Genomic DNA, 25,257 nt, shown 5'->3' on the forward strand with positions numbered 1-25,257 from the left:
TCCTGTTCACCGGATCGCGGTCCGGTGGCGTTGAAAGGTCGGTCGGGACGGGGTCTAGCCGTCGAGGTCGGTCAGATGCGTGGCGGCGGCGCTGTCAATCGCCGCGATCTCCTCCTTGGACAGGCGCAGACAGCCTGCGCGGGCATTCTCGATGGCTTGCTGTTCGTTGCGGGCGCCGCAGAGCGAGAAAGTGATGCCGGGCTGTTGCAGCGTCCAGGCAATCACGATCTGCGATGGCGAGGCGTCATGCGCGCTGGCAACCGGCGTGATCGCCGCCATGAGGCGCGCGACCTTCTCACGGTTGGACAGCGAGAAGCGCGGATTGTCCTTGCGCAGGTCGTCGCCTTCGAATCTGCGCTCCGGCCCCATCTTGCCGCTCAGAAGCCCCAGCGCGAGCGAGGAATAGCTCAGCACCGACACACCGTTTTCACGGCAGAGCGGCAGCATCTCGGCTTCGAGGTCGCGCTTGACCATCGAATATTCCTCCTGCACCGCATCGAGCTGGCCCGCGGCCAGATAGGCGCGCACCTCGTCGGGCGCCGTATTGCTCGCTCCGATCGAGCGGATCTTGCCCTGATCCTTCAACATCAACAGCGTCTCCATCGTCTCGGCGATGGGCGTGGTCGGGTCCTGCCAGTGGGTGATATAATGATCGATCACGTCGGTGCCGAGCCGCTTCAGGCTCTCCTCCACCTCGTGGATGATCCCGTCGCGGCCGAGATAGCGGTGCACCGGTCCGATATCGCAATCGAAGAAATGGTTGCCCTTCTGCGTGTGCCAGACCAGTCCGCATTTGGTGGCCAGCACGACCTTGTCGCGGCGGCCTTTGAGCGCCTTGCCGACGATCTCCTCGGCCAGTCCCTGACCATAGGCCGGCGCCGTGTCGATGAGCGTGATGCCGGCATCGATGGCAGCATGGATCGCGCGGATCGACGCGGCCTCGTCGGTCCCGCCCCACATCCAGCCGCCGATCGCCCAGGTTCCGAGCCCGACCGCCGTCGCCTCGATCCCCGACCGGCCGATCGGGCGTTTCAACTGCGTGTCACGCACGGTCTCAAGCATCTTCGGGTTCCTTCTCCAAAATCGCTGTAGCGGTGTTTTCGTCGGTGACGAGCGCGTTGATATAGCCGCCGTTCAGAACGGCGCGGATCGGCTCGACTTTCTCCCGTCCCGAGGCGACACCGATTGCCACGGGCACATTTTTCAACCGCGCGGGCGACAGGGCCACCAGACGGGAGTTGAACGGGTGGGCAGAGAGCGCCCCGTCTGCCTCGATCAGATGGCCGAGGAACTCGCCCCGCACCCCGCCGTCATAGAGCGCCTTGCGTTCGCTCGCGGAAACCGGATGCGCCTCGTAATAGGTCGGGTTCTCGCCCGCCACGGCGCCGACGCCCACCAGCGCGACCGCCGCCTGCCCGGCCTGGTCCATCACAGACTGGACGGATTTGACCGACATGACCATGTCCCTCTCCTTGGGCGATTCCGCGTGCAGCGGCGCGTGGATGAGCGTGGCGCGGGCCGACAGCCGGTTCGCCAACTCGGTCGCGATATGGTTCACATCGGTATAGTGATGCCCCTGCACCCCGCCGGTGGCGGGAACGACATTCACGTCATAGGTCCGGTTCGGCGCCACGTTGGCGATGATCGCGCTCAGCGTCTTGCCGCCGGAGATCGCGATCTGGTCGCCGTCGCGCAGATTGTCGAGCAGCAGGCTCGCCGCGCCGCGCCCGACCTCGTTGAGCGTCGTCTCGGGGCTTCCGGTCACGGCGGGCAGCACGATGCAATTGTGCAGTTTCCAGCGTTCGGTCAGACGGGCTTCGAGATCGAAGAGCCGCATGAGCGGGGTCTTGATCGTGATCTGCACCATCCCGAGGTCGCGCCCCTGCTTGATCAGGCGGTTCACCTTGGCGGTCGACAGGCGCAGGTCCTTGGCGATCTCGGACTGCGGATGGCCTTCCTCATAGTGCAGTTTCAGCACCTTGGCGATCAGCAACGTCTGTTCGGGTGTCAGCATGGCGGCGCTCATTCTGCTCGGCCTTTCCGGGTGATGACATGGTTGGAGGCCGCCGCGGCCAGGAGCGCGGCGCCGATGACAAGCGTCTGGTAATAGGCGGGCACCAGCGTCAGCATGCCGACCGTCAGGGCCATGATGATGAGTGCCCCCACGAACGACCGCAGGACCCGCCCCTCGCCGCCACTGAAGGCGGTGCCGCCGAGTAGCACGACCAGGATCGCGGTCAGTTCCATCCCGTCGCCCGAGAGCGGGTCGCCGAGCGACATAAAGCTCGACCGGGCGATCCCCGCGAGCGCGGCTGTGACGCCGACAAGGATATAGAGCAGGAACACCACGCGGCCCGTATTGATGCCGCTCAGTTTCGCTGCGGTCGGGTTGCCGCCCGTGGCCGCCGCATGTTTGCCGAGCACGCCGCGGCGCTGGATCACGACGAAGGCAATCGTGACGGCGATGGCCACCCAGAAGGCCGCGGGCAGCCCGAGGAAGATCCCCGAACGGCCATAGCCGTTGAACCAGCCCGGCATCTTCAATCCGCCGCCCGACTTGATCGCCGAGACACCATCCTCGACCAGCAAGAGCGCCACACCCTTGTAGAGGCTGAGCGTGATCAGCGTTGCGATGACCGGCGTGATCTTCAGCCGCACGACAAGGAACCCGTTGATCGCGCCGAGCCCGATGCCGACGACGACCGTCAGCACGAAGGCGAGCAGGAATGGCACGCCGTTGATCGCCAGCAACGCATAGACGACCGCGCTGAGGCTCATCGCGCTGCCCACCGACAGGTCGATATAGCCCGAGATCATCAGCATGGTGAATGCACCCGCGATCACGAGGATCGGCGCGGAGACACGCAAGATGTTGATGATGTTGTTCTTGTTGAGGAAATTCCCCCGCTCGAACAGGTCGAACTTGTCGAGATTGGCCGTGCTGAGGAGCAGGACCACCGCAACGAGCACGAAGTAGATGTAATAGTCCCGCAGGAAGGCCCCGACCTTCGGCAGAAGGCCCGTTTGGGCGTGGGTGCTGGTCTGGATGTCCGACATGGGCCTCACCGGTTCCTGCGGGCAAGCGCCCAGGTTTGCGCCACGATGGCAAGGAAAACGGCAATGGCCTTCAGGATATATTGCCAGTCGGGCGACAGGACGAGACCGGTCGCAGCCGATGTAACGACCGCGAGAATGATCGCCCCGAAGAACATGCCGATGACCGATCCGAACCCGCCCGCAATCGCCACCCCGCCGAGGAGCGCGATCACCAGAGCGTCGAACTCCATCAGCGTGCCGCGGTTGGAATAGCCCGACTTGAATTCCGAGGCGAGCAGGATGCCCACGATCCCGGCGATGGCCGAACTGAACAGGTAGAGCTTGGTGATGTGCCAGCCGCGGTCGATCCCTGACAGGGTGGCTGCGACCGGGTTGGTGCCGATCCAATAGGTGATCCGGCCGAAGACCATGCGCTTCTCGATGAAGACCGCGACGAGCAGCAGGACCGCCATCAGCACCACCGCGAATTTCACGGATGTGCCGAACATGCTCAGATTGCCAAGATAGCCGAACTCCGGAGGCAGGTTGGTGTTGCGCTGCGATCCGTGGGTGATGACCTGCGCGATGCCGCGGGCCACCATCATCGTGCCGAGCGTGACAATGATCGACGGGATGCCGAAGCGCACGACGAAGAGCGCATTGAGCGCGCCGATCGCCATCGCACCGGCCAGCGCACAGGCCAGTGCCAGCGGATAGGGCAGCCCGAGCCCGACCGAGAGCGGGTTTCCGTCGCCCGCGGCCTGCGCGAACCAAACCGACAAGACGCCCGACAGGGCCACGATGCCGCCTACCGACAGGTCGAAATTGCCCGACACGAGCAGGAAGGTGACGCCAATGCCGAGCGAGATCACCGCCCAGTTGTTGGTCACCAGATTGATCATGTTCTGGACCTGAAAGAAGTTCGGGACCATCAGCGATGCAAAGAGGAACAGCCCCACCGCGACACCCGCGACAAGCAGCGTGATGAAGCTCTCGTCGCTCATCCGACGGCGCGTGTGGGGTGCGGGGCGGGGCACGGTTTCGCTCATCATTGGACCGCTCCCTGACCACCTGTGACGACGTTGAGAATATGGGCAATGTCTACATCCGGTCCGTTCGTGATCTCTTCCTGCACCGCGCCGTCGAAGAGCAGGAACACCCGGTCGCAGATGCCCAGAACCTCCTCCAGTTCCGAGGAGAAGACAGCCACCGCCTTGCCGGCATCGGCGAGGTCGCGGATGATGTCATAGATCTCGGTCTTGGCGCCGACATCGACACCCCGCGTCGGTTCGTCGAGAAGCAGCAGGTCCGCCTCGGAGAAGAGGCATTTCGCAAAGACGACCTTCTGCTGGTTGCCGCCCGACAGCTTTTCCGTGTGCTTGTCGATCGAACTGGTCGCGATGTTGAGCCGGCGGACGTAGTCGTCCGCCGCGTCGCGCTCCAGCCCCGACCGGTAGAGCCCGGCCTCCGACATGTTGCGCAGGTTCATGACGGGGATGTTTTCGCGGATCGACAGGCTGGTGAAGAGCCCCTGCGTGCGCCGTTCCTCGGGCACGAGCGCAATGCCGGCCGCAAGCGCCTTTTTCGGGGACGCCGCAACCGGCGCGCCCTTGAAGCGGATCTCCCCAGAGACACGGTCGGCGCCGAAAATGGCACGGGCGATCTCGGTCTTGCCGGCGCCGATCAGGCCGTAGAAACCGACGATCTCGCCCTTGCGGATCGCGAATGACACGTCTTTCAGGAGCCTGTTGCTCAACCCCTCGGCCGACAGCATCACCTCGTCGGTCACGGCCGTGCGCGGCTCGTAGGTCTGAAAGACCGTCCGGCCGATCATCATCTCGATCAGCTCCGACCGGCCGTCCACCTCCGAGAGCGGCTGTGTGGCGATATGCTTGCCGTCGCGCAGCACTGTCACCATGTCGCCCAGCTGGAAAATCTCGTCGAGCTTGTGGGAAATGTAGATCACCGTCACGCCGGACGCCTTGAGCCGCCGGATCACGCCGAAGAGCCGTTCCACTTCACGCTCCGACAGGGCGGCGGTGGGTTCGTCCATGATGATGATGCTGGCCCCGGATGAGGCCGCGCGGGCGATCTCCACGATCTGTTTCTGGGCGACGCTGAGCGCCGAGACGCGGGCTTTGGGGTCGATGGAGGGCTCGATCGCCTTCAACGTCTCCACCACCCGGCGGTCGAGGTCGCTCGATACGAGGAAGCCGAAGCGGCTCTGCTCCATCCCGAGCGTCAGGTTCTCCTGAACCGTGAGTTCCTCCACCACGTGCAATTCCTGGAATAACGTTGCGAGGCCGCCGTCTCGGGCCTCCTGCGGGTTGGCCGGCGCATAGTCGCGGCCCAGAACCTGCATCGTGCCGCTCGTCGGCTCCAGTGCGCCGGTCAGCATCTTGACCAGCGTCGATTTGCCGGCGCCGTTCTCGCCCACAAGGCAATGGACGGTTCCCGGAGCGATGTCGAAGCTCACTGTGTCGACCGCGCGGACGCCCGGATAGTCCCGTGTCAGGCTGTCGACGCGCAGGACAGGTGCGGCCCCGTCGCTGTCCAAGATCGGTGTCTCTTGCATGGATCCCTGATCCTTCGGTGGCGCAGCGCGGTGCCGCGCGCGGAGTCCCGGTTGGCCCGGCGGTGTTGCGGCTAGACTGCCACTGTCACCGCCGGACCGGTTGCCGTGTCCAGCTTAGCTGCCGAACTGCTGCTCGAGCCAGGCCTTCGCCTCGTCCTGCTCCATCGACCAGTAGGAGATGGTGTAGGCCTTGTAGAAGAACTCCTCGGCCGGATCATTGGACGGGGCGACCTTGCCGTCGACAACATCCATGATCAGATCGATGCGCCCCTGCGCGGTTTCCACCGGCGGCAGACCCATGGAGACTTTCAGGCTCGAATTGGGATCAAAGACCTGCTCGTACTCCACCGCGTCGAAATCGACGCTGGCGACGATCTCGGTCAGCGGCTTGCCATCCTCGAACTTGCCGCGGCCGAGCTGCGACAGGCCGGCCATGGTGCCAACCGTCAGGTTCGACGCTTCGGAATAGATCAGGTTCACTTCCGGGCGCTGGGTCAGCAGGTCGACGATGATCTGCTTGGCTGCTTCCTGGCCGGCGCTGGAATCGAGCGCGCCGAGATTTTCCGCATCCGGATCGACCGAGAGCACACCCTCGACGAAGGGGGCGGTGCGGCCGGAATTGACTTCCGTGTGGTTGGGCCAGCCAAGCTGCACCATCACGATCGGCTTGTCGGGATGCGCCTCTTTCCAGGCCTTGGCCATCTGGGCACCCATCTCGAAAGACACGGCCGCCTCGTCGCTGCGCGCGGTCGGGATACCCGTTTCGGTGATCGGGCTGAAGAAGGAGGTCATCACGATCCCCTCGTTCAGCGCATCAGTGACGCCCGGCGTCGCCGCCTCGGCGTCCCAGATATGCAGCGTGGCCGCGTCGAAGCCGCCCGCGATGATCTGGTCGACATTCTGGGTCATCACCGCAGAATCGGCCTGCCCGTCGAAGACGACGACCTCGGCCCCGTATTTTTCCTTCGCGTAGCGTTCGGCCTCGGCCGCCTGCGACTGATGGAACACGTTGGACAGGTCCGATACGAAGAAGGCAATCCGCTTGCCGTCATCCGCCATCGCGACCGTGCCCGCTACAAGCGCTGTCGAGGCAATCGCCCCTGCCAGCAGCCGTTTCACTCCCTGGGTCCGCATGTTGTTTCCTCCACTGTTCTGGACCGGCAGGCCTCCTCGCCTGCGCGCTTTTGGCATCACAAGAAGGGACATGACCTGAGTCGTGATTTCTTGCGTCGCACGAAAGAGGCTCACGCGAATCGATTTATATGTCAATAATTGAAATATATTTCATGCGGTTCTGGCAGCAATCGGAAAGCAGCATATACGGCGTCGATCTCTCAAGCGCGGGGAGATTTCGATCACGAATGCATATACTTCAATAACTTAGAGATGCCGCCACTAATCTGCTTGGCTTTGTCGTTGGCTCGAGCTATACAGATTAAAGATTATATCTTTATAACATATGGTGTAGAGAGATGCGCATTCCGACGATCCGGCTGAACGATGGTGTCGACATTCCGGCGCTCGGATTCGGGACCTGGCAACTGCCCGACAACCGCGTGCCCGACGTGATCGGCTGCGCATTGGAGGAGGGCTACCGGCATTTCGACACGGCCCATGCCTATCTGAACGAAGCCTCGCTCGGCGCCTATCTGCGCGACTGTGGCGTCCCGCGCGACCAGTTGTTCGTCACCTCGAAGCTCTGGAACGACCGGCACGGTTATGACCGCGCGCTGGAAAATTTCGACGCGACGATGGAGCGGCTGGGGTTCGAGACGCTCGACCTCTACCTCATCCATTGGCCGGTGCCGATGGAAGACCTCTATGTCGACAGCTGGAAGGCGATGATCCGTTTGCGCGACGAGGGCCGGATCCGCTCGATCGGCGTGTCCAATTTCGAGCCCGAGCATTTGACGCGCCTGATCGGCGAGACCGGCGTTGCGCCGAGCCTCAACCAGATCGAGCTCCACCCCAATTTCCAGCAGCGCGACGTGCGCGACTTCCACCGCGACAACGGGATCGCGATCGAGAGCTGGAGCCCGCTGGGACAGGGTCACATGATGCAGGACCCGATCCTGACCGACATTGCCGCGAAACATGGCGTGACGGCGGCCAAGGTGATCCTGCGCTGGCATCTGCAACAGGGGCTCGTCGCCATTCCGCGCTCGAAAACGCCCGCGAACATCGCCGCCAACCGCGATATTTTCGGCTTTGAACTCGATGCGGACGACATGGACCGGATCGCGACGCTCGACAAGGGCGCGGAGGGCCGGATCGGGCCGCACCCGCAGGAGCTTGGCCCCGTCGCCCTGCCGACGAAAAGCTGAGCGGGTTCAGAGAAGCGCAGAGAGAAAGCGCCGCTGCTTTTGCAACTGGTCCGCCTCGCCGCCCTCATGGTCGGCGTAGGGGTAGACCTCGATCTCTTTCGCACCGGCATAGGCATTGTAGGCCGCGAATACCGTCCGCGGCGGAATGATCCGGTCCATCAGCGCAACGGAAAACATCGCCGGGGCCTTTGCCCGCGCGGCGAAGCCGACCGCGTCGATATAGGACAGGGTGCGCATCACATCCGCCTCGGCCCCGCGCTGCCAGCGCAGGTAGCGCACCAGTTCGAAATAGGGATCGCTGTCCACCATCGTGATCGCCTGCGCGATATGGCACAGGAACGGCACGTCGACGAGCGCGGCGGCCACGGGCGCGAAGGCCGCGGCGGCAAGCGCCTGCGCCCCGCCCTGGCTGGCGCCGGACGCAACGATATTGTCGGGGTCCACCCCGTCGATCCGGGATGCAACACGGGCACACATGATCGCGTCCACGAAAAGCCGGTGGTAATAGCTCGTCTCCGGCGCGCGGATCCCCCGCGTCAGGAAGCCCGCCGTTTGCGGCCCGCCAGAGCCGGACGGATCGTCCGTCGCCCCCGTCGAGCCACGCCCGCCGGTCCAGCCGGCCCCCTGCCCGCGCAGGTCCATCACGAGGCAGGCATAGCCCGTCGCCGGCCAGTGGAGATATTCCTCCGGCCGCCCGCGTCCGCCGCCGTAGCCGAGATACTGGATGATGCAGGGCAGCGGCCCGACCAAACCTGCCGGACGGATGAACCAGCCCCGCACAGGCTGGCCGTCAAAGCCCGAGAAGGTCAGGTCGTAAGCCTCGATCATCGGCATGCCGGTCTCGACCGGTTCCAGCACCGGCGGTGCGGCCATCTGTTCGGCCCGCGACAATGCCGCGGTCCAGAATGTGTCGAAGTCGGGGGCGACGATGCCCGAAAGGTCCGGCGCGTATCGGCGCAGTTCCTCCAGCGGCAGGTCGTACTGCATCACTCCACTCCGGCGAAATCGCGCAACTTCAGAAAAAAGTCGCGGAAGATCGCATTGCGGTCAACATGGCGCACATAGCGCATCGGCGCGCGGTCATCATCATAGGACCAGGTGCCATTGTCCGACAGGATCGGGCGCGACCGTTGCACCGCCGGGCACCAGTCGGGATTGACCAGCCATGCGACAGCCGCCATGTCCCAGATCTCTTTCGCCCAGCCCAGATGGTCGTCGGAGTAATCCTTGAACCGTTGCGCAAGAAACGCACCGATGTCGCCGTGCGGCTCGACATAGCGCTCGATCTCCGCCGGCGTGGAGGTGAGGTGCGTGACGACCCCTTCACAGGGGACGAGCACGAGCGGCACGTCGCAATCGAGCAGCACCTGAACGCCGCCAATATCCTGCCGCAGATTGAACTCGCGCGTGTGCGGCCAGTGGAGCGCATGCCCCCCGAGCCAGACAACCACGATCCGGCCTGCAATCTCGGGCGCTTTCAGAAGCGCGGAAGTCACGTTCGAGATCGCGGCAATCGCCACGACATAGAGCGGATCGTCCGGCGTGGCGGACCGTGCGCGCGCGATCAGATCGTCGACGGCGGGGGCTTCGCGGGCTTCTTTCGCAGGGCCGACATAGTCCGTGACACCCTTGAAGACGAACCCGTCATGGTCCCGGCCGAGGCGGGAGAGGAGGCGCAGGATCTCGTCATAGGACTGTTCCATCCCCTCGCCCGGCGTCGCGGCGCGGCTGTTTGAAAAGGGCGCGGCGTAGATCGCCTCGACCGTCACGGCCTCCGGCGACAGGAGCGCGTAGACCAGCGCGAACTGGTCGTCGATCTCGTTGAACGTGTCGGTGTCGAGCACCATCCGGACCTTGCGTCCGGGGTGGGCGGGTGCCGCGCGATGGGTCATGTCAGGCTCACTCCTGCTTCCTTGGCATAGTCGCGCAGCTTCGCCGTGCTGCGCCGTGCCTCTTCGATGTCGGATAGATGTTCGAGGATGAGCCAACTGTCTTTCGGCATATGCGGCTCCATCATCCGCAGAACCTCGATCCAGTTGGTCGGGCTGGTGCCGAGCGGCGCCAGCCCCATCTGCAGGTGAAAGCCCGGTTCCAGCCCGATATCCTTGATATGGCCGAGCCCGTAGACACCCGAGAAACCCTGGCAGACCTCGCGGCAGATCTGGTCCGGGCGGGCATAGTCGCGGAAATCATAGAGGCTCGTCACATCGACATTGGCCACCAGCGCCTCGGGGTGGCTCAGCCGTTCGCGCAGGCGGTGGAACCGTTCGGGATGGTTGATTGCGGTTTTCAGATAGGGCTCGATCGCGATCTTCGCCCCGTGCCGTGCCGCGAGCGCGACAAAGGGCTGGAGCGTCACGACCAACTCGTCGAACGCACCTTCGGTCCAGTTGCGCGGGTCGAAATCCCCGAAGCCGGACGGGTGATGGTTGCCGCCGCAAATGACGATATAGGGGCAGCCGGTGTCCGCGGCCATCGGGATGACTTCCCTGAGCAGGTCCTTCTGGGTCTCCTGCGCCGCTTCGTCCTCCGACAGCGGGTTGAACCCGAAAGCGCCGATCTGGCAGACCTCCAGCCCGTGCTTCTTCAACGTTGACAGGGTCGCCCCGACCCCTTTCGATGCAAGCTCGGCCGCATCGACGGGCACGCCGCGGATGCCAAGTTCGACGGCGGCTTCGATTGTGTCTGCGCCCGCTTCGATCCCAAGTCTCATCTGCCGGTCTCCTTTGTATCAAGAACCGCTGCCGGAGCGCCCGCATCGATCGACCGGTAGATCGCATCCGCCACCCTGACCGCGCGCACCCCGTCCTCGGGCGTCGCCTCGAACGGCCGGCCATCGCGGACACTGCCGAAGAAATGGTCGAGCGCCGCCGAGTAGCGGGTGCGCCCGAGCGTTTCGGGATCGGCATGGAACGACATCACGTCGCCCTGACCCACCGCGAGTTCCAGCCCTGTCCATTTATGGTCAGCGCCGATTAGCCGGGCGCGAGCATGTTCGAAGGTCACGTCGAGAAGCGGGAAGCGCGACTGACCGGAAACGCCATGCCCGCCGATCGTCACCGCAGCCGATGCCCCGCCCTCAATCGCGAAGGTGACCGACGCACCGGTCGGTCCGGGCCGGTCGCCGCCATAAAACGGCTCCGCATAGACCCGTTCGATCCGTCCCATGACCGCTTCGACAATGTCGATCAGGTGGCAGGAATTCTCGTTGAAGAACCCGCCGCCGGTTTCGCGGTCCCAGAGCCAGTTGCCCGACGGCGGCAGCCAGTTGAACATGTAACTGCCGAACCCGAGCTGCGGCGCGCCAAGGTCGGCACCCTTGATGCGCGCGAGCAGCGTCTGGACCGGCGCGTGGAAGCGGAAGGAGAAACCCATCATGGCCCGGTGCCCGTCAAGTTGGGCAACCACGGCCTCGGCCGCCGCCGGCGTGCCTGCAATCGGCTTTTCCAGAAAAAGCGGCACGCCCTTTGCCTTGGCCGCGTCGATGGTGCCCGCCCGCGTGTGCGGCGGCGTCGCAATGATGAGCGCGTCGAGACCGGCGGTCTCGACCATATCCTCGGCCCGGTCGAAGCCCGCGATGCCCAGCGCCTCGGCCGGAGCGCGCCGGTCTGCGGCTCCATCCGCGACAGCGACCACGACGCAATCATCCCGCGTCAGGCAGCTGTGCAGATGGTTGATGCCGAAGCCGAGTCCGGCAATTCCGACGCGCAGAGCCATTACCAGTTCACCCGTGTCTGCATCTCGTATTTGCGGCCGGTCTCCGCGCTTTCCTGCGCGCCGGTCAACATCTCGTTGATATGCGCGCCCCAGTCTTCGTCGATCATGGTGCGGCGTCCGGTGAGGATGCAGTCGATCAATTCACGGCTGGATTCGTGGTAATAGTTGAACCCGCCCGGCACCGGTTTGGGCCATTTGGCCTTGGACAGGTCGCCATCCTTCGGATGCGTCTCCCAGCCGTTTTCATCCGGATTGTTCAGAAGCGACCGGTTGGTCGAGGACACGGTCGAATGGATGCCCGGATAGGGGTCGAAATAGATATTCCCTTCGGTGCCGAACACTTCCATGGACCCGCCGCGCACACCTTTCGGGATCGGCTGGAACGGGCGGCCGACATGGAACATGCCGATCCAGCCTTCTTCCATCTCGTAGAGGATATTGTAGACGTCCGGCGCTTCGGTGCGGGCGGAATCCGTTTTCGGCGCCTTCACCACCGCGTCCCAGTAGTTGGCGTCCCACGGGTCGGTCGCCTTGGACAGGTAGTTGGTATAGTCGCTTTCCGGCACGATCGGGCGGTCGGGCACCTGAAGCGCCGCCATGGCCATGACGGACTTGCAGGTCCCGAGCACCGACACGATCTGGCTTGGCCCGTAGGCATAGTCATAGAGCATCCCGCCGCTTTCCTTGGTCAGGAAGGCCGCCGCGCCGTAGGGGTTGTGGCCCAAACCGCCATTGTCATGGTCGGGACCGGTCCAGATGAAGGAGAACCAGTAGGGATCGCCGAGCGCGCCCTGTTTCACCAGCTCGCGCAGGCGCGGATATGGCGGCTGAAGGGGCGATTGCTGCGAAGGTTCCACAAGGCAATGGACCCCGGCCTTTTTCACGACGGCCTGGATGGCATCGGCATCGGCCTTTGTGGTCGCCATCGGCTTTTGCAGAAGGATGTGCTTGCCGGCTTCCGCGGCAGCCACGGCGAACGCCTTGTGCGTGCCGGGTCCGGTCAGGATCCAGACCGCCTCGATATCGGCTTTCGCCAGCATGTCGTGATAGTCGGTGTAGATTTCCTTCGCGCCGAAGAGGCGCGCGCAATCCTTAGCCCGCTGCTCGGTCAGGTCGCAGACCGCCACCAGATCGGCCGGTTCATGGTCCATCAGGAAGGGCAGGTAATAGGCCGAAGCCACCACGCCGCATCCCACGACCCCGATTTTCACTTTCCTGTCCGCCATGGGATCATCCTTTCTCATGTCCGGTGATGCGCAACGCCCAAAGGTCGCGGTCCAGCACCTCGTCCGCCGCGTCGATCACGGCCTCATAATCTTCGTGCGGCAGGAAATAGCGCCCCGACAGCCGGTCGGCGCGGCCCGACGCAAGCGCCAGCACGCAGTCCGCCACGACCGAGGGCGGATGGTCCTCTCCGCGCTCGAATATCTCCTTGATGAGCGGACGGTAGGTCCGCGCCTGCCCGTCCTCGACCAGCCATTTCGTCATGGCGGTGGCCACCGCGGGCGGGCCGACGGCAAAGGCCTGACAGCCATGCTCGGCCAATTCGATGGCCAGTCCTTCGGTGATCCGCGTGGTGCCGGTCTTCGACGCCGCGTAGGACGTGCCATAGGGATGGCCGTCGAGCACGCCGCCAGAGGATACGATGTTGATGACCCGGCCCAGCTTGCGATCGACCATGCCGCCGGTGACCCGGTTGCACATGAGAAACGTGCCGATCAGGTTGATCCGCACATCGCGCTGCCAGAGGTCGGGATCGCATTCCCACATGGGCGCGCAAACACTGAATGTGCCGGCATTGTTGACGAGCAACTCGCATGGACCGAAGGCCGCTTCGGCTGCCGTGACAGCCGCATCGACACTGGCCGCATCGGACACATCCGCCTCGAAGGCACGCACCGCGTCTCCGTGACGGGTGGCGAGGTCCTGCAACTGGGACCGGTCGATGTCGAACATGGCAACGGAATACCCGTCGCTCACGAGCGCATCTGTGATCGCGGTTCCGAGCCCGCCGGCAGCGCCGGTTACATAAGCGGTTGGCATGTGTGTCCGATCCGGTGGCAGAGGGTGGCAGAAGAAATGAAAAGAAGGGGCAGGCGGCGCACAGAGGGGAGACTACGCACCCCCTGCCCCGAAGGAACCGGCCCTGGGATCCGACCGGTGTTTCGCATCATCGCGCGCACCTCCGGCATCACGGCCGGAGCAGCGGGTAGAATTCGCTCGGATCGCACTGTTCGCGCATCCAGTTGTAGACATCTTCCTCCTCCGGCTCGAACCCGTTCAACTCGGAGCGGTTCGTCCGAACCGTCACCGTCAGGTTGACGCGTGGCTCGTCGAGCGTGTTCGCGGCACTTGCATGGAGCGTGTAGGCATTGTGAACGGCGGCATAGCCCGCCCCCATGGCCGCAACCGATTCCGTCCAGGTCTCGCCATCGGGCACGCGCAATTCATTGCGGCGCGATTCAAGGTCGCTATCCTCGCGGTCGTGGAAGAAGTTTCCATCCTTGCCCGCGCCCCAGAGATGCGACCGCGGCACATAGCGCAGCGCACCGCGCTCTTCCTCGCAATCCGACAGCGCCACGAAGACGGCATTGGTCTCGATCGGGTTCTTGAACCAGCGCCAATAGGGTCCGTCGCGGTGCCAGCCGAAGGTCGATTTACTGCCTTTGCCGGGCTTGATTGTGCCAAGGATGCCCCAGACCTGAACCCATTCCGCGTCGAGCACATCGCAGAGCCATTTCACGAATGCAGGCTCCTCGGCCACGGCAAGGATCGCCTTGTTGGCGCGGTGGGCCTCCTGGATCGTGGCCATGTGGGTCGGATCCTGATCCGGGGTCCAGCCGTGCATCGGCAGGGGCGGCTTGCCGGTCGCATATTCCCCGCGGGACACGGCCAGAAGCGCGTCGCGGGCAGCCGCCGCCACGTCGGGGCGGATCACCTGCTCGGGCGACATGACCACACCGTCATTGGCATAGTCGGCCTTGAAATGGCTGATGACCGGGGTTTTCACTGCGGATTCCATGATGTCCTCGTCAATCTGTGCGTCGAATCATGACATGCTTTGTATAATGTTATGACTTTATGTCTTTTGCAAGAGTCATATGGTTGAACGGGGTCAGAGCGAGACCGTCTTGCTCTGACCGACCGACAGGATCGCCGCTCGCAAACGGACCGCGTCCTGCGTCTCGGTCAGACCGAAGGCGAAGCGCGCCGGCACATGTTCCATGTAGATGTTCATGTCGTGCCGCCCGTAGCCGAAGACGGTCATGTTCTTTTCCATCGGCCAGAAACTGTCGCGGCAACCGGCATTCTCAGGGCTCTGGCTCCAGAGCCACAGGCAGCGCCCCCGACCCTCCTTGCCGAAGGCAATCCATTTCGGATCGGGCAGCACTTCGTCCCAACTTTCCGACAGCGGCCGCTTGAGCCCGTCGGAGCGGATGCAGAAATCTTCCGCCTCGTCGAGCTTGCCCGATGGCGTGCCCTCATAGAGGAGCCAGTAAGGATGGCCGACCTTCAGCACCGTCAGTTCCGCATGGTCGGGGAAGATATGCCATCGGCAGCCCCAGACTTCATCCTTCGACCAGGTCTCGAACGTGGCGCGCAAGGGCCCCACAATTGGTGCGCTCGTCTCGCAGTTGAAATGGCCGGGGTGGTAGACATTGTCGGGATAGGCAAGGTTCGGGATACCGCGATAAATCCCGTCGCTGCCGCCCCAGGGGCGGAAACTCAGCCAGTCCTTGCCGTCCGCATCGATGATCGAGGCAAAGCCGCCGCCGGCCTTGTGATAGTACCAGCTGCTGCCGTCGATCTGGAAGCGCAGCGTCTCCTGCCCCTCATAGTCCGCGATCGTGTCGACCGCGATCCGTGCCTTGGTCTGCGCCTGCCCCGGTTTCACGCGGAGCGGTCCGTCGGCAGCCCCATCTGCATCGACAACCAGTTCGGCAGATCCGTCCGGCAACAGGTCGAGCTGGCTGGGAAGCGTGCGGCCCGCCGCATCCTCGACCACCAATGCACGCCCCAGACCGTCGAGCGTCGCGGCGCCCAGTTCGGCAATGATCCACCGTTCGGAGCCGGAACCCCGTTTGATTTCTACTGTCATTTTCTCGTTCCTAAATCGTCGTTTCTTCTGTGCTCAGGTCCAGCGCGTCGGCGTGATGGCAGGCAACGCTGGTCGCAGGGTTTCGGGCCCAGGGGCGAAGCACGGGCGCTTCGCGCTGGCAAAGATCGGTCGCGTGCGGGCATCGTCCGGCAAAGACGCAGCCTTGTCGCTTCAGGGTCGGACCGGCGATTTCTCCGGTCAGCACCTTGCGCTTGCGGTGCCGTCCGTCGCGCCGCGAGGGCATCGCGTCGAGCAGCGCGCGCGTGTAGGGGTGCGCCGGGGCGGCAAACAGGTCGTCGCGCGTCGCCAGTTCCATGATCGTGCCGAGATAGAGCACCATCACACGGTCGGAGATGTAATCGACCACGCCCAGATCATGGCTGACGAAAATGTAGGACAGCCCCATCTCGTCCTGCAGATCGCGCAACAGGTTCAGGACCTGCGCCTGAACGCTCACGTCGAGCGCGCTCACCGGTTCGTCGCAGATGAGCAGCCGCGGCGAGACGGTCAGCGCGCGCGCGATCCCGACCCGTTGGCGCTGGCCGCCGGAGAGCTGGTGCGGATAGCGGTTGACGGTATCCGCGCCAAGCCCGACCCGCTCGAGGAGCGAGACAACCCGGTCGCGGCGTTCGGCAGGCGTGCCGATCCGGTGGATGTTGAGCGGCTCTGCAACGAGATCCCCGATCCGCATCCGGCTATTGAGCGAGGCATTGGGGTCCTGGAACAGCATCTGGATCTGCTGCCGGATCGGGCGAAGCTCTGCCTTCGACATATGTGTCAGATCGACCTCACCGCCCTCCGACCGGAAGGTGATCTGCCCTGCATTCGGCTCGTAGAGCCGCGCGATACAGCGGCCGATCGTGGTCTTGCCCGAACCGCTTTCGCCCACGATCGACAGGGTTTCCTGCCGGTTCAGCCCGAAGCTGACATTGTTCACCGCCAGAAGGCCGCCCTGCCCGGACTTGTCCGCACCGAAACGCAGGGTCAGGTCTGTCACGTCAAGGATCTGCTCGTCACGCATGGCCGGCCTCCGCGTCATCGTAGAGCCAGCAGGCAACGGAGGTTTCCGCATCGATCCTGAACGTAGGCGGCTGGGTGTTGCACTTTTCCGTCGCCTGCGCGCAGCGCGGCGCGAAGGGGCAGCCGGCCGGGCGCTGGTGCGGGCCGGGCACCGTGCCCTCGATCGGGGTCAATCGGGTGCGGCGCCCCAGCGACGGGAGCGAGGCCAGAAGCCCGCGCGTATAGGGATGTTTCGGATCGTCGAAGACCCGCGCGGCGGTCGTCGTCTCGACCACGCGGCCGAGATACATCACGATCACACGGTCGGCGATTTCCCCGACCACGTTCAGGTCATGGGTGATGAGCATGAGCGCCATGTTGCGCTCGCGCTTCAACTCTTCCAGAAGCGCCAGGATCTGCGCCTCCACCGTCACGTCGACGGCCGTGGTCGGCTCATCGGCGATCAGCAGGCGCGGATCGGAAGACAGGGCCATCGCGATCATCGCGCGCTGGCGCATCCCGCCCGAGAAGGCATGGGGGTACTGTTTGGCCCGCCGCGCGGGTTCGTTGATCCCGACCCGCTCCAGCAGCTGCTCGGCCTTGGCCCAGGCGTCGGCCTTGCTGAGGTCGGAATGGAGGCGGATCGCCTCCACGATCTGCGCCCCGATCGTGTAGACCGGATTGAGCGAGGTCATCGGCTCCTGGAAGATCATGCCGATGTCGTTGCCACGAATGTCGCGCATCACCGGACCGAGCGGGTCCTGCTGCGCCAGATCGAGCGTGCCGCCCCGTGCGGCAAAGCGGATCTCTCCGGCGGCGATTTCCCCGATGCGGCGGGGCAGCAGGCCCATGATCGACCGTGCCGTCACCGATTTTCCGCAGCCCGATTCCCCGACCACCCCGACGGTTTCACCTTCGGCGATCTCGAAGCTCACATCGTCGACGGCGCGCAACGTGCCCTGTTCGACATGGTAATGGGTGTGCAGTCCCTGCACGCTGAGTAGGGTCATGAGAACGGATCCACCATGTCGCGCAGCCCGTCGCCGAGGAAGTTGAAGGCAAGGACCGTGATGAAGATGAAGGCGGCCGGGAAGAGCATCCACGGATAGAGCGCGATGACCTGCACCTTGAACGCATCGGAGAGCAGGAGCCCCCAGCTGATCATCGGCGGCCGCACCCCGATGCCGAGGAACGAGAGCGCGCTCTCGCCCAGGATCGTCACCGGCACTGCGAGGGTCGCGGTCACGATGATATGGCTCAGCATATTGGGGATCAGGTGCTTGCGCATGATCCAGCCGGTCGAGGCACCGGAGGCTTCCGCCGCCATGACGAAATCGCGCTTCTTGAGAGACAGGGTCAGGCCGCGCACCTCGCGCGCCAGCCCGGTCCAGCCGAGGAATGCCAGCACGACGACAATGCCCGCATAGACCCATTCCGGCGGCCAGAGCGGCGGGATCGCAGCCGACAGCGCCATCCAGAGCGGAATTTCGGGAAAGACCCGCAATGTCTCGATGAACCGCTGGACGAAATTGTCGAACCAGCCGCCATAGTAGCCCGACAGGGCGCCGATCACCGCGCCGAGCATCACCATGATGAGCACGCCGATCAGACCGACGGTCAGGGACACCTGCCCCCCATAGACGATGCGGCTGAACAGGTCGCGGCCGCGCTGGTCGTGGCCGAGCAGCGCAATGCGCGCATCATCGCTGCGCAATCCGAAGAGGTGCAGGTCGGAGGTCACAAGGCCGAGCACCTTGTAGCTGTCGCCACGCTCGAAGAAGTAGATATATTCGCGCACCTCCTCATCTGCGACGAATTCAAGCAGGAAGGTGACCGGGCTGCGTTCCGCTTTCACCGGATGGACGAAAGGCCGGAGCGAACAGCCCGCATCGTCACAGAACTGGATCGGCGTCGGCGGCGCATAGGACAGGCGGCTTTTGCCATTCTGCGGTCCGTAGGGCGCCACGAACCCCGCGAAGATTGTCGCCAGATAGAGCAGGATCAGCACAAGGGCAGAGAGGACCGCGAGCCGGTTGGCGAGGAACTTCCGCCACATGAGCTGGCGCACCGACAGAAGCTGGTAATTGTGCTCGGCGAGCGGCGCTTCTGCGGCAGGGGCCGCGGTGGCCGGGGTGTTGGATACGGTATCGGTCATAGTGTCAGCCATCACGCACCCGCGGGTCGGACCATGCGAGCAGCAGGTCGGCAATCAGGTTGCCAATGAGAAGGATCACGGCGAGCAGCATCAGAACGGTGCCGGCCAGATACATGTCCTGCGCGATGAGCGCGCGATAGAAGGGCGGACCGAGCGTCGGCAGGTCGAGCACGATCGAGATGATGATTGTGCCGTTGAGGAGCACCGGCAGCTGCATGCCGAGCCGCGAGATGAGCGGGTTGATCGCGATCCGGGCGGCATGCTTGTAGATGACGACCCGCTCGCGCAGCCCCTTGGCGCGCGCCGTCTCCACGAATTGCTGGCCCAGCACGTCGAGCAGGTTGGCCCGCATGATCCGGAAGGTGCCGGCCATCCCGCCGATCGACAGGATGAGGAGCGGCACCGCAAGATGTTTGAGGAAATCCCAGAACCGCTCGACGCTCCATGCGGCATCGACATATGCCTCGGAGAAGAGCCCGCCGGTATAGTCGCTGCCCATCACGAAGATCGCAATGAACAGATAGACCACCGCCATCAGGAAGTCGGGGATCGACAGACCGAACAGTGCCACGTTCGACATCAGGTAGTCGCTGAACCGGTTCTTGTGGGTGGCGGCATAGATGCCAAGCGGAATGGCCAGCCCCCAGGAAAGAAACAGCGCGAGGATCGCAAGCAGCAGGGTCATGCCGATCCGCCGCGCGACGATATCGGCCACCTCGGCCCCGTCATAGATGACGGAGAAGCCAAAATCGCCCTTGGGGAAGCCCGCGATCCATTTGAGATACTGGACATAGACAGGTTCGCCGAACCCGAAACGCTGGCGCAGGAATTCGAGTGTCTCGGGCGGCACGCTCGCGCCGGAGATCAGTTCCTGCTGGCGCACGAAGTTGGACACGACATCGCCCGGCGGCAGCTGGATCACGATGAAGCTGATGACGGAGATCAGCCAGAGCGTGAACAGCGCGGACAGGATGCGATTGATGACCGGATTCTTGAACATTGGGCGTCCTGACTGGGTTCCGTCCGCCCCTTTGCAGGGCGGACGGACAGGGAGGAACTTACTTCTGCGTCGCGTCGAACAGCATCATGGCCTGCCATGCCGGCTGGTCATTGACCTGATCGGAGCGCGTCAGCCGTTTCGGCGCATTGCCCAACCGGTTGTTGTGGATGAACGGACGCTCGAAATAGCCCAGATGCACGATCCACGCATTGTCAGCCATCAGGCGGCTGGCTTCCTGCATGTCGACCTTGCGCTCCTCGAAGGGCTTGGTCGTCGCGCCGTTCATCAGCTCGCCGAAGGTCACGAACTGCGGATCCACCGGATCGGAACTCGCCTTGGGATGGAACGGTGGCATGTTGGGCGCCCCCGGGGCAAGCTCGTCGAAATTCTGCGCCAGCGGGAAGGACGAGCCCTCATAGTCCCAGACATGCATCTGGAACTCGCCCGCGTCGAACCGGTCGCGCGTGGCGGTATGGTCCTGCACGTTCATCGTGGCCTTGATCCCGGCATCGGCCAGATGGTCGGTCACGATCAGTTCCACGATCCCGGTATACAGGTCGTGCTGCGCCACATCGACGACGATGTTGAAGCTCTCGCCGTCCGGCGTTTCCACGAACCCGTCACCGTCGAGATCCTTGTAGCCGGCATCAGCCAGAAGCTGCTTGGCCTGTTCGGTGTCATGGCTTGCCCAGAGCGCATAGTCCTCTTCGCGGAAGTAAGGCGTGACCGGGCTGAAGGCCGAGCCGCCGGGCGACAGGAGCCCGTTGTAGAAGACATTGTTGATCTCGTCCCGGTCGATCGCGACCGACACGGCGCGCCGGAAGGACACGTCGCGGAACAGGTTGCGGAGCGTTTCATCCTCTTGGTCGAAGTTGAAGTAGATCGCCATGCCCGGCACGTCACCGAAGATGACCGAGATGTCGCGGCCCGACTGGATCGCCTGGCTGAAGAGACCCAGATGCTGCGGACCGACCCACATGCTGTCGAGGTCGAACTTGCCGGTCGTGTTGCCGAGCGCGACGGCCTGACGGTCCTCGACCATTTCCACATTGGCCCGGTCGAAATAGGGCAGCTGGTTGCCGGCCGTGTCGACCTTCCAGTAGTAGGGATTGCGCACGAGCCGGTAATGCTCGCCCTCGACATAGTCGTCGAGCATCCAGGCTTGCAGCGTGACCTTGCCACGGCCGCTTTGCAATTCGAGCCGCTGGTTCAGATCGTCATAGGTCGCGCCATCCGTATGATCGGGATGGAACTGGCCCATGTAATGTTTCGGCCATGCGATTTCCCAGATCGAGGCCATCGCCTCTTCGAAGAAATAGAAGGGCTTGCCGAAGTCGAACTGGATTTCGGTGTCGCTCAGAACCGTCAGCTTCGGCGCCTCGCCGTCGACGAGCAGGATGCCGGGGAAGCTTTCCGCGACATTCTCGTTCAGCATGATGTCGTTCCAGTAGAACTCGATATCGGCGGCCGTGAACGGCGCGCCATCCGACCAGCGGATGCCCTCGCGCAGCTTGACGGTGGCCGAGGAGCCGTCCTCGGAATAGGTGATGCTCTCGGCAAGGTTGGGAACCGGGGCCCCGACGGACGTGTCGGGCAGCTGCCACATGAAGAGCGGCTCGCGGGTGAAGTTCTCGGTCAGGTAGGCTCCGAGCCAGGCCGTGCCGCGCGTGAGCGTGCCGCCATAGACGCCGACCTCGGACACGGGCTCCAGCACGCGCGGGTTGGCAGGCAGCCGCTCCTCGACCGGCGGCAGCGCGCCCGACGCCGTCTGCTCGGCCAGCATCGGCGCCTCGTTGAAATCGGCCGCAACGGCAGTCCCCGCGAATGCAAGGATGGCGAGCAGCGAGCTCGTGGATTTTATCATGGTGGTCCTCCCTTATCTAAAACTTATATTAGATATAAAGTTATATCTTTTAAAGCCCAAAGTCCGAGGATCCTCAGGGAGCGAATTTTGCTTAGATTCGAGTGTCTTCCGGTGACGGCCAGAGCACTTCCTGCCGCAGCGAGAACCGGTCCCCGCGATAATAAAGTCGGCGCACATCCACCGGTTCGTTGGTGTCGAGGAAGCCGATTCGCTCCACCACCAGCGCCGGCACACCATCGGGCATGCCGAGCTTTTCGCGCCGCTCCTCGGATGGCATCATCGCGTTGACGGTCTGTTCGCTCTTCACGACATTCACACCGAACCGCTTGTAGGCGTCGGTCAGTTCTTCCTTGCCGCTCACGACGCGATCGAAGATCCCGTCATAACGGTCCTTCAACAGCATGATGGATTCCGTGCAGAACGGCCGGTCATCAGCCAGATGGAGCCGCTGCAGGATCTGCACCTCGTCGCCGATCTCGCAATGCATCTGCTTGGCGGTCAGGTCGGACACTTCGAAAATCTCGATCGGGCCGAGGTTCCTGTGGCTCGGCTTCATGCCGAGCGCGCGGATCTCGTCGCGCACCAGGCGGTGGTTCACCGGCGCGTCAGAGCGGATAAGGCTGGAGACGAACGATCCCCGCCCACGAAACCGCAGAACGAGGTTCGCATCAACCAGCTGCGACACGGCCTGCCGCACAGTGATACGGCTGACATCATAGGCGGCCTCGATGTCGCTATCCTTCGGAAACGGATGCCCCGGCTTCCAGCGCCCGTCGAGGATCTGGCGGCGCAGGTCGATGAAGAGCTGGTGGTAAAGCGGCACCGCGCTCTTGCGGTCCAGAGCCCGAACCTCGATGTCCGGCGACGTATCCACGGTTTGCAGGTCGGGCAACGCGACTCTCCACTTTATAACATTATGCCTTTAGCAGATCGGCGCTGGGAGGGATAGGGGGGAGGAGCGATCATTCCCAGTGAGAAAGCAGGGACGTTGGACACAAAAGCAATGGTCAAACGCGCGTTTTACACGGCGGAAACCAAATTTTAGTCGGGAAAGAAATAGAACACGGTCCGAACGGTTTACAGAAGGCACCCCGAAAATGCGCCAAAGGAGTTTGGCACTCGCAATCCCGCCTCACGTGAAAACCGGCTAGAGTTGGTTCAGACGGTGAGAGGATCACGCATTATGGACTTCGGTCTTGGGGTGAACCGACTTTTGGAACGCGCACGATGAAAATATCGATTGTCACAGCGGTCTACAATTCCGAGGGCACCGTAGGCGAAGCCATTAGCAGTGTCGCGATACAAGACTATCGGGACGTCGAGCATCTGGTCATAGAAGGCAAATCCAAAGACGGATCACTGGCGGCCATAGACGCCGCCGCGCATGACCGGATGGTTCTGGTCAGTGAACCGGACACGGGCATTTACGACGCTTTGAACAAAGGGATCGCGCAGGCGTCCGGTGATGTGGTTGGGTTCCTGCACAGCGACGACTATCTGGCACATCCAGGTGTCTTGTCGCGGATCGCAGAGGCTTTTTCCGACCCCGCCGTCGAAGCTGTATACAGCGATCTCGACTATGTCTCTCAATCAGATACGTCACGCATCGTCCGGCGCTGGGCCACCGGACCCTATTCACCGAAACGCCTGAAATGGGGCTGGATGCCAGCGCATCCCACGCTCTACCTGCGCCGTTCGGTCTACGATCGGTTCGGACAGTTCGACACAGGTTTCCGGATCGCTGCGGATTACGATTTCATTTTGCGGTACTTCTCGCAGACAGGATCCGGATCCGCTTACATCCCGGAGGTGCTCTACAAGATGCGGCTCGGCGGCGAAAGCAACCGCGACGTCGGGCGGATCATGCGCAAATCGACAGAGGATTATCGCGCGATCCGCCGCAATGGGGTGGGTGGGCCGATCACCTTGATGATGAAGAACGTGTCAAAGCTGAAACAATTCTTGCCGCGATAACTCCGAGCAAATCAGACTTAACGGTCTGGCCCGAGGGGGAGCTGAAACCGTGCCTTGCCTCTGAGCCGGTTGGAAAGCTTCCGTCACGCCGTTGCGGTCAACGACGCTTTCCACCCTGACCATCAAGAACAGCTGATCGGACTTGGCTTCAGAGCGTCTCAAGTCCGAGTTTCGTAGATCCGGGTTAGGACAAGATTCACTTAAATCACCGTCAAATCCTGAACAGAACAATCGCAAATTCGAACGGACGTGCACCAAACACAATGCCGCTGCTCAATTCGGTTTCCTATTTCAGAAAGTCCGTGCGGCTCCTTTCCGCAATACTTTTCGCAGTTCCAGATGTAGCATTTGTCATTCAGCGAACTCATCACTTTGGGAATATTCAAAAATGTCCAAATGTGCGCTTATTACGGGAATCACCGGTCAGGATGGCTCCTATCTCGCCGAACTCCTTTTGGAAAAAGGATACGTGGTTCACGGGATCAAACGGCGGGCATCGTTGTTCAATACGGGCCGGGTTGACCACATTTACGAAGGTCCGCAGTCCGTCAATGCGCGGTTCCGTCTGCACTATGGCGACCTGTCGGACACGTCTAACCTCACCCGCATTCTGCGGGAGGTGGAACCGGATGAGGTCTATAATCTGGGCGCGCAGTCCCATGTCGCAGTGAGTTTCGAGGCTCCCGAATACACCGCCGACGTGGACGCGCTCGGCACATTGCGCTTGCTGGAAGCGATCCGGTTTCTCGGGCTGGAAAAGAAAACGAGATTCTACCAGGCCTCCACGTCGGAACTCTACGGTCTGGTGCAGGAGGCTCCGCAAAAGGAAACCACGCCGTTCCACCCGCGCTCGCCCTATGCGGTGGCCAAGTTGTATGCTTATTGGATCACCGTGAACTACAGGGAAGCCTATGGGCTCTACGCCTGCAACGGCATCCTCTTCAATCACGAGAGCCCCCGGCGCGGGGAGACGTTCGTCACCCGCAAGATCACACGCGGGCTCGCCAACATTGCTCAGGGGATCGAGAACTGCCTCTACATGGGCAACATAGACAGTTTGCGCGACTGGGGGCATGCCAAAGACTATGTTCGCATGCAGTGGCTGATGCTCCAGCAGGACCAGCCCGAAGATTACGTGATCGCGACGGGTGTGCAATATTCCGTAAGGGAGTTCATCACCTGGGCCGCGCGCGAATTGGGCATCGAACTGGCGTTCAGCGGCACCGGCGTAGAGGAGATCGCAACGGTTGCAGCGGTGACATCCGACATGGCACCGGCGGTGAAGGTCGGCGACATATTAATGCGTATCGACCCGCGCTATTTCAGACCCGCCGAGGTGGACACGCTCCTCGGCGACCCAACCAAAGCCAAGGAAGGTCTAGGCTGGACGCCGGAAATCACCGCCCGGGAAATGTGTGCCGAAATGGTGGCCGAGGATCTAAAGACCGCCCGCCGCCATGCGCTCCTGAGGGACCATGGGCTGGAAACGCCCGTGAGCACAGAAGGGTAAGCAC

Annotated in this window: 23 protein-coding genes; 3 read left to right on the plus strand and 20 right to left on the minus strand. The window is 63.1% G+C overall.

Annotated features, from left to right (window positions below; genetic code table 11):
- Positions 1-54: 54 nt before the first annotated feature.
- The 6 genes from GSH16_RS02895 to GSH16_RS02920 form a co-directional block, all read right to left on the minus strand.
- Positions 55-1,062 (minus strand): aldo/keto reductase, encoded by a 1,008-nt coding sequence (locus tag GSH16_RS02895; protein WP_160851687.1) that lies wholly within the window; start codon positions 1,060-1,062, stop codon positions 55-57.
- Complete coding sequence (locus tag GSH16_RS02900) at positions 1,055-2,026, minus strand: sugar-binding transcriptional regulator (protein ID WP_160851689.1); 972 nt, start codon at positions 2,024-2,026, stop codon at positions 1,055-1,057. Before GSH16_RS02900 ends, GSH16_RS02895 begins: the two co-directional genes overlap by 8 nt.
- Entirely contained in the window at positions 2,023-3,057 is a 1,035-nt protein-coding gene (locus tag GSH16_RS02905) for an ABC transporter permease (protein WP_160851691.1), read from the minus strand. Before GSH16_RS02905 ends, GSH16_RS02900 begins: the two co-directional genes overlap by 4 nt.
- Positions 3,058-3,062: 5 nt before the next feature.
- The gene (locus GSH16_RS02910) at positions 3,063-4,088 is read right to left on the minus strand and encodes an ABC transporter permease (protein ID WP_160851693.1); all 1,026 of its coding nucleotides are present in this window, start codon (positions 4,086-4,088) and stop codon (positions 3,063-3,065) included.
- Positions 4,085-5,611, minus strand: coding sequence for a sugar ABC transporter ATP-binding protein (locus tag GSH16_RS02915; protein ID WP_205523945.1), 1,527 nt, complete (start codon positions 5,609-5,611; stop codon positions 4,085-4,087). Before GSH16_RS02915 ends, GSH16_RS02910 begins: the two co-directional genes overlap by 4 nt.
- A gap of 114 nt (positions 5,612-5,725) precedes the next feature.
- On the minus strand, positions 5,726-6,745 hold the full coding sequence (locus GSH16_RS02920; protein WP_160851695.1) for a sugar ABC transporter substrate-binding protein: 1,020 nt from the start codon (positions 6,743-6,745) through the stop codon (positions 5,726-5,728).
- Positions 6,746-7,083: 338 nt separating this feature from the next.
- Here GSH16_RS02920 and GSH16_RS02925 point away from each other — a divergent pair, with 338 nt between their 5' ends.
- Complete coding sequence (locus GSH16_RS02925; protein WP_160851698.1) at positions 7,084-7,935, plus strand: aldo/keto reductase; 852 nt, start codon at positions 7,084-7,086, stop codon at positions 7,933-7,935.
- A 6-nt stretch (positions 7,936-7,941) separates the two neighbouring features.
- Here the strand turns inward: GSH16_RS02925 and GSH16_RS02930 are convergent, their stop codons facing one another.
- The 14 genes from GSH16_RS02930 to GSH16_RS02995 all read right to left on the minus strand — a co-directional run bounded on the left by GSH16_RS02930 (position 7,942) and on the right by GSH16_RS02995 (position 22,661).
- A complete protein-coding gene (locus tag GSH16_RS02930; protein ID WP_205523946.1) occupies positions 7,942-8,922 on the minus strand; it encodes an acetylxylan esterase in 981 nt (326 codons plus the stop codon).
- Complete coding sequence (locus tag GSH16_RS02935; RefSeq protein ID WP_160851702.1) at positions 8,922-9,827, minus strand: nucleoside hydrolase; 906 nt, start codon at positions 9,825-9,827, stop codon at positions 8,922-8,924. The genes GSH16_RS02930 and GSH16_RS02935 overlap by 1 nt, the downstream gene beginning before the upstream one ends.
- On the minus strand, positions 9,824-10,648 hold the full coding sequence (locus tag GSH16_RS02940; RefSeq protein WP_160851704.1) for a sugar phosphate isomerase/epimerase family protein: 825 nt from the start codon (positions 10,646-10,648) through the stop codon (positions 9,824-9,826). The genes GSH16_RS02935 and GSH16_RS02940 overlap by 4 nt, the downstream gene beginning before the upstream one ends.
- Positions 10,645-11,652 carry a Gfo/Idh/MocA family protein gene (locus GSH16_RS02945; protein ID WP_160851706.1) on the minus strand — a complete coding sequence of 336 codons (1,008 nt, stop codon included), beginning with the start codon at positions 11,650-11,652 and terminating at the stop codon, positions 10,645-10,647. Before GSH16_RS02945 ends, GSH16_RS02940 begins: the two co-directional genes overlap by 4 nt.
- The gene (locus tag GSH16_RS02950; protein WP_160851708.1) at positions 11,652-12,878 is read right to left on the minus strand and encodes a Gfo/Idh/MocA family protein; all 1,227 of its coding nucleotides are present in this window, start codon (positions 12,876-12,878) and stop codon (positions 11,652-11,654) included. The genes GSH16_RS02945 and GSH16_RS02950 overlap by 1 nt, the downstream gene beginning before the upstream one ends.
- A gap of 4 nt (positions 12,879-12,882) precedes the next feature.
- Complete coding sequence (locus GSH16_RS02955) at positions 12,883-13,695, minus strand: SDR family NAD(P)-dependent oxidoreductase (RefSeq protein ID WP_160851710.1); 813 nt, start codon at positions 13,693-13,695, stop codon at positions 12,883-12,885.
- A 148-nt stretch (positions 13,696-13,843) separates the two neighbouring features.
- Positions 13,844-14,662 (minus strand): phytanoyl-CoA dioxygenase family protein, encoded by an 819-nt coding sequence (locus tag GSH16_RS02960; protein WP_160851712.1) that lies wholly within the window; start codon positions 14,660-14,662, stop codon positions 13,844-13,846.
- A gap of 105 nt (positions 14,663-14,767) precedes the next feature.
- Positions 14,768-15,751 (minus strand): hypothetical protein, encoded by a 984-nt coding sequence (locus GSH16_RS02965; RefSeq protein ID WP_160851715.1) that lies wholly within the window; start codon positions 15,749-15,751, stop codon positions 14,768-14,770.
- A 10-nt stretch (positions 15,752-15,761) separates the two neighbouring features.
- Positions 15,762-16,772, minus strand: coding sequence for an ABC transporter ATP-binding protein (locus tag GSH16_RS02970; protein WP_160851717.1), 1,011 nt, complete (start codon positions 16,770-16,772; stop codon positions 15,762-15,764).
- A complete protein-coding gene (locus tag GSH16_RS02975; protein ID WP_160851719.1) occupies positions 16,765-17,760 on the minus strand; it encodes an ABC transporter ATP-binding protein in 996 nt (331 codons plus the stop codon). Before GSH16_RS02975 ends, GSH16_RS02970 begins: the two co-directional genes overlap by 8 nt.
- Positions 17,757-18,917, minus strand: coding sequence for an ABC transporter permease (locus GSH16_RS02980; protein ID WP_205523947.1), 1,161 nt, complete (start codon positions 18,915-18,917; stop codon positions 17,757-17,759). The genes GSH16_RS02975 and GSH16_RS02980 overlap by 4 nt, the downstream gene beginning before the upstream one ends.
- Positions 18,910-19,905 (minus strand): ABC transporter permease, encoded by a 996-nt coding sequence (locus GSH16_RS02985; RefSeq protein WP_160851721.1) that lies wholly within the window; start codon positions 19,903-19,905, stop codon positions 18,910-18,912. The genes GSH16_RS02980 and GSH16_RS02985 overlap by 8 nt, the downstream gene beginning before the upstream one ends.
- 58 nt (positions 19,906-19,963) lie before the next feature.
- Positions 19,964-21,769: an ABC transporter substrate-binding protein gene (locus GSH16_RS02990; protein WP_160851724.1), complete on the minus strand. Its 1,806-nt coding sequence runs from the start codon at positions 21,767-21,769 to the stop codon at positions 19,964-19,966.
- A gap of 91 nt (positions 21,770-21,860) precedes the next feature.
- Positions 21,861-22,661, minus strand: a complete 801-nt coding sequence (locus tag GSH16_RS02995) for a GntR family transcriptional regulator (RefSeq protein ID WP_160851726.1) — start codon at positions 22,659-22,661, stop codon at positions 21,861-21,863.
- A gap of 335 nt (positions 22,662-22,996) precedes the next feature.
- Here GSH16_RS02995 and GSH16_RS03000 point away from each other — a divergent pair, with 335 nt between their 5' ends.
- Together GSH16_RS03000 and gmd are read left to right on the plus strand one after the other, a co-directional pair.
- Positions 22,997-23,743 (plus strand): glycosyltransferase family 2 protein, encoded by a 747-nt coding sequence (locus tag GSH16_RS03000; RefSeq protein ID WP_160851729.1) that lies wholly within the window; start codon positions 22,997-22,999, stop codon positions 23,741-23,743.
- 388 nt (positions 23,744-24,131) lie between these two features.
- Positions 24,132-25,253, plus strand: a complete 1,122-nt coding sequence (gene gmd, locus GSH16_RS03005; protein ID WP_160851731.1) for a GDP-mannose 4,6-dehydratase — start codon at positions 24,132-24,134, stop codon at positions 25,251-25,253.
- Positions 25,254-25,257 lie beyond the last annotated feature (4 nt).

This window comes from Oceanomicrobium pacificus (assembly GCF_009833495.1).
Lineage (GTDB): Bacteria > Pseudomonadota > Alphaproteobacteria > Rhodobacterales > Rhodobacteraceae > Oceanomicrobium > Oceanomicrobium pacificus.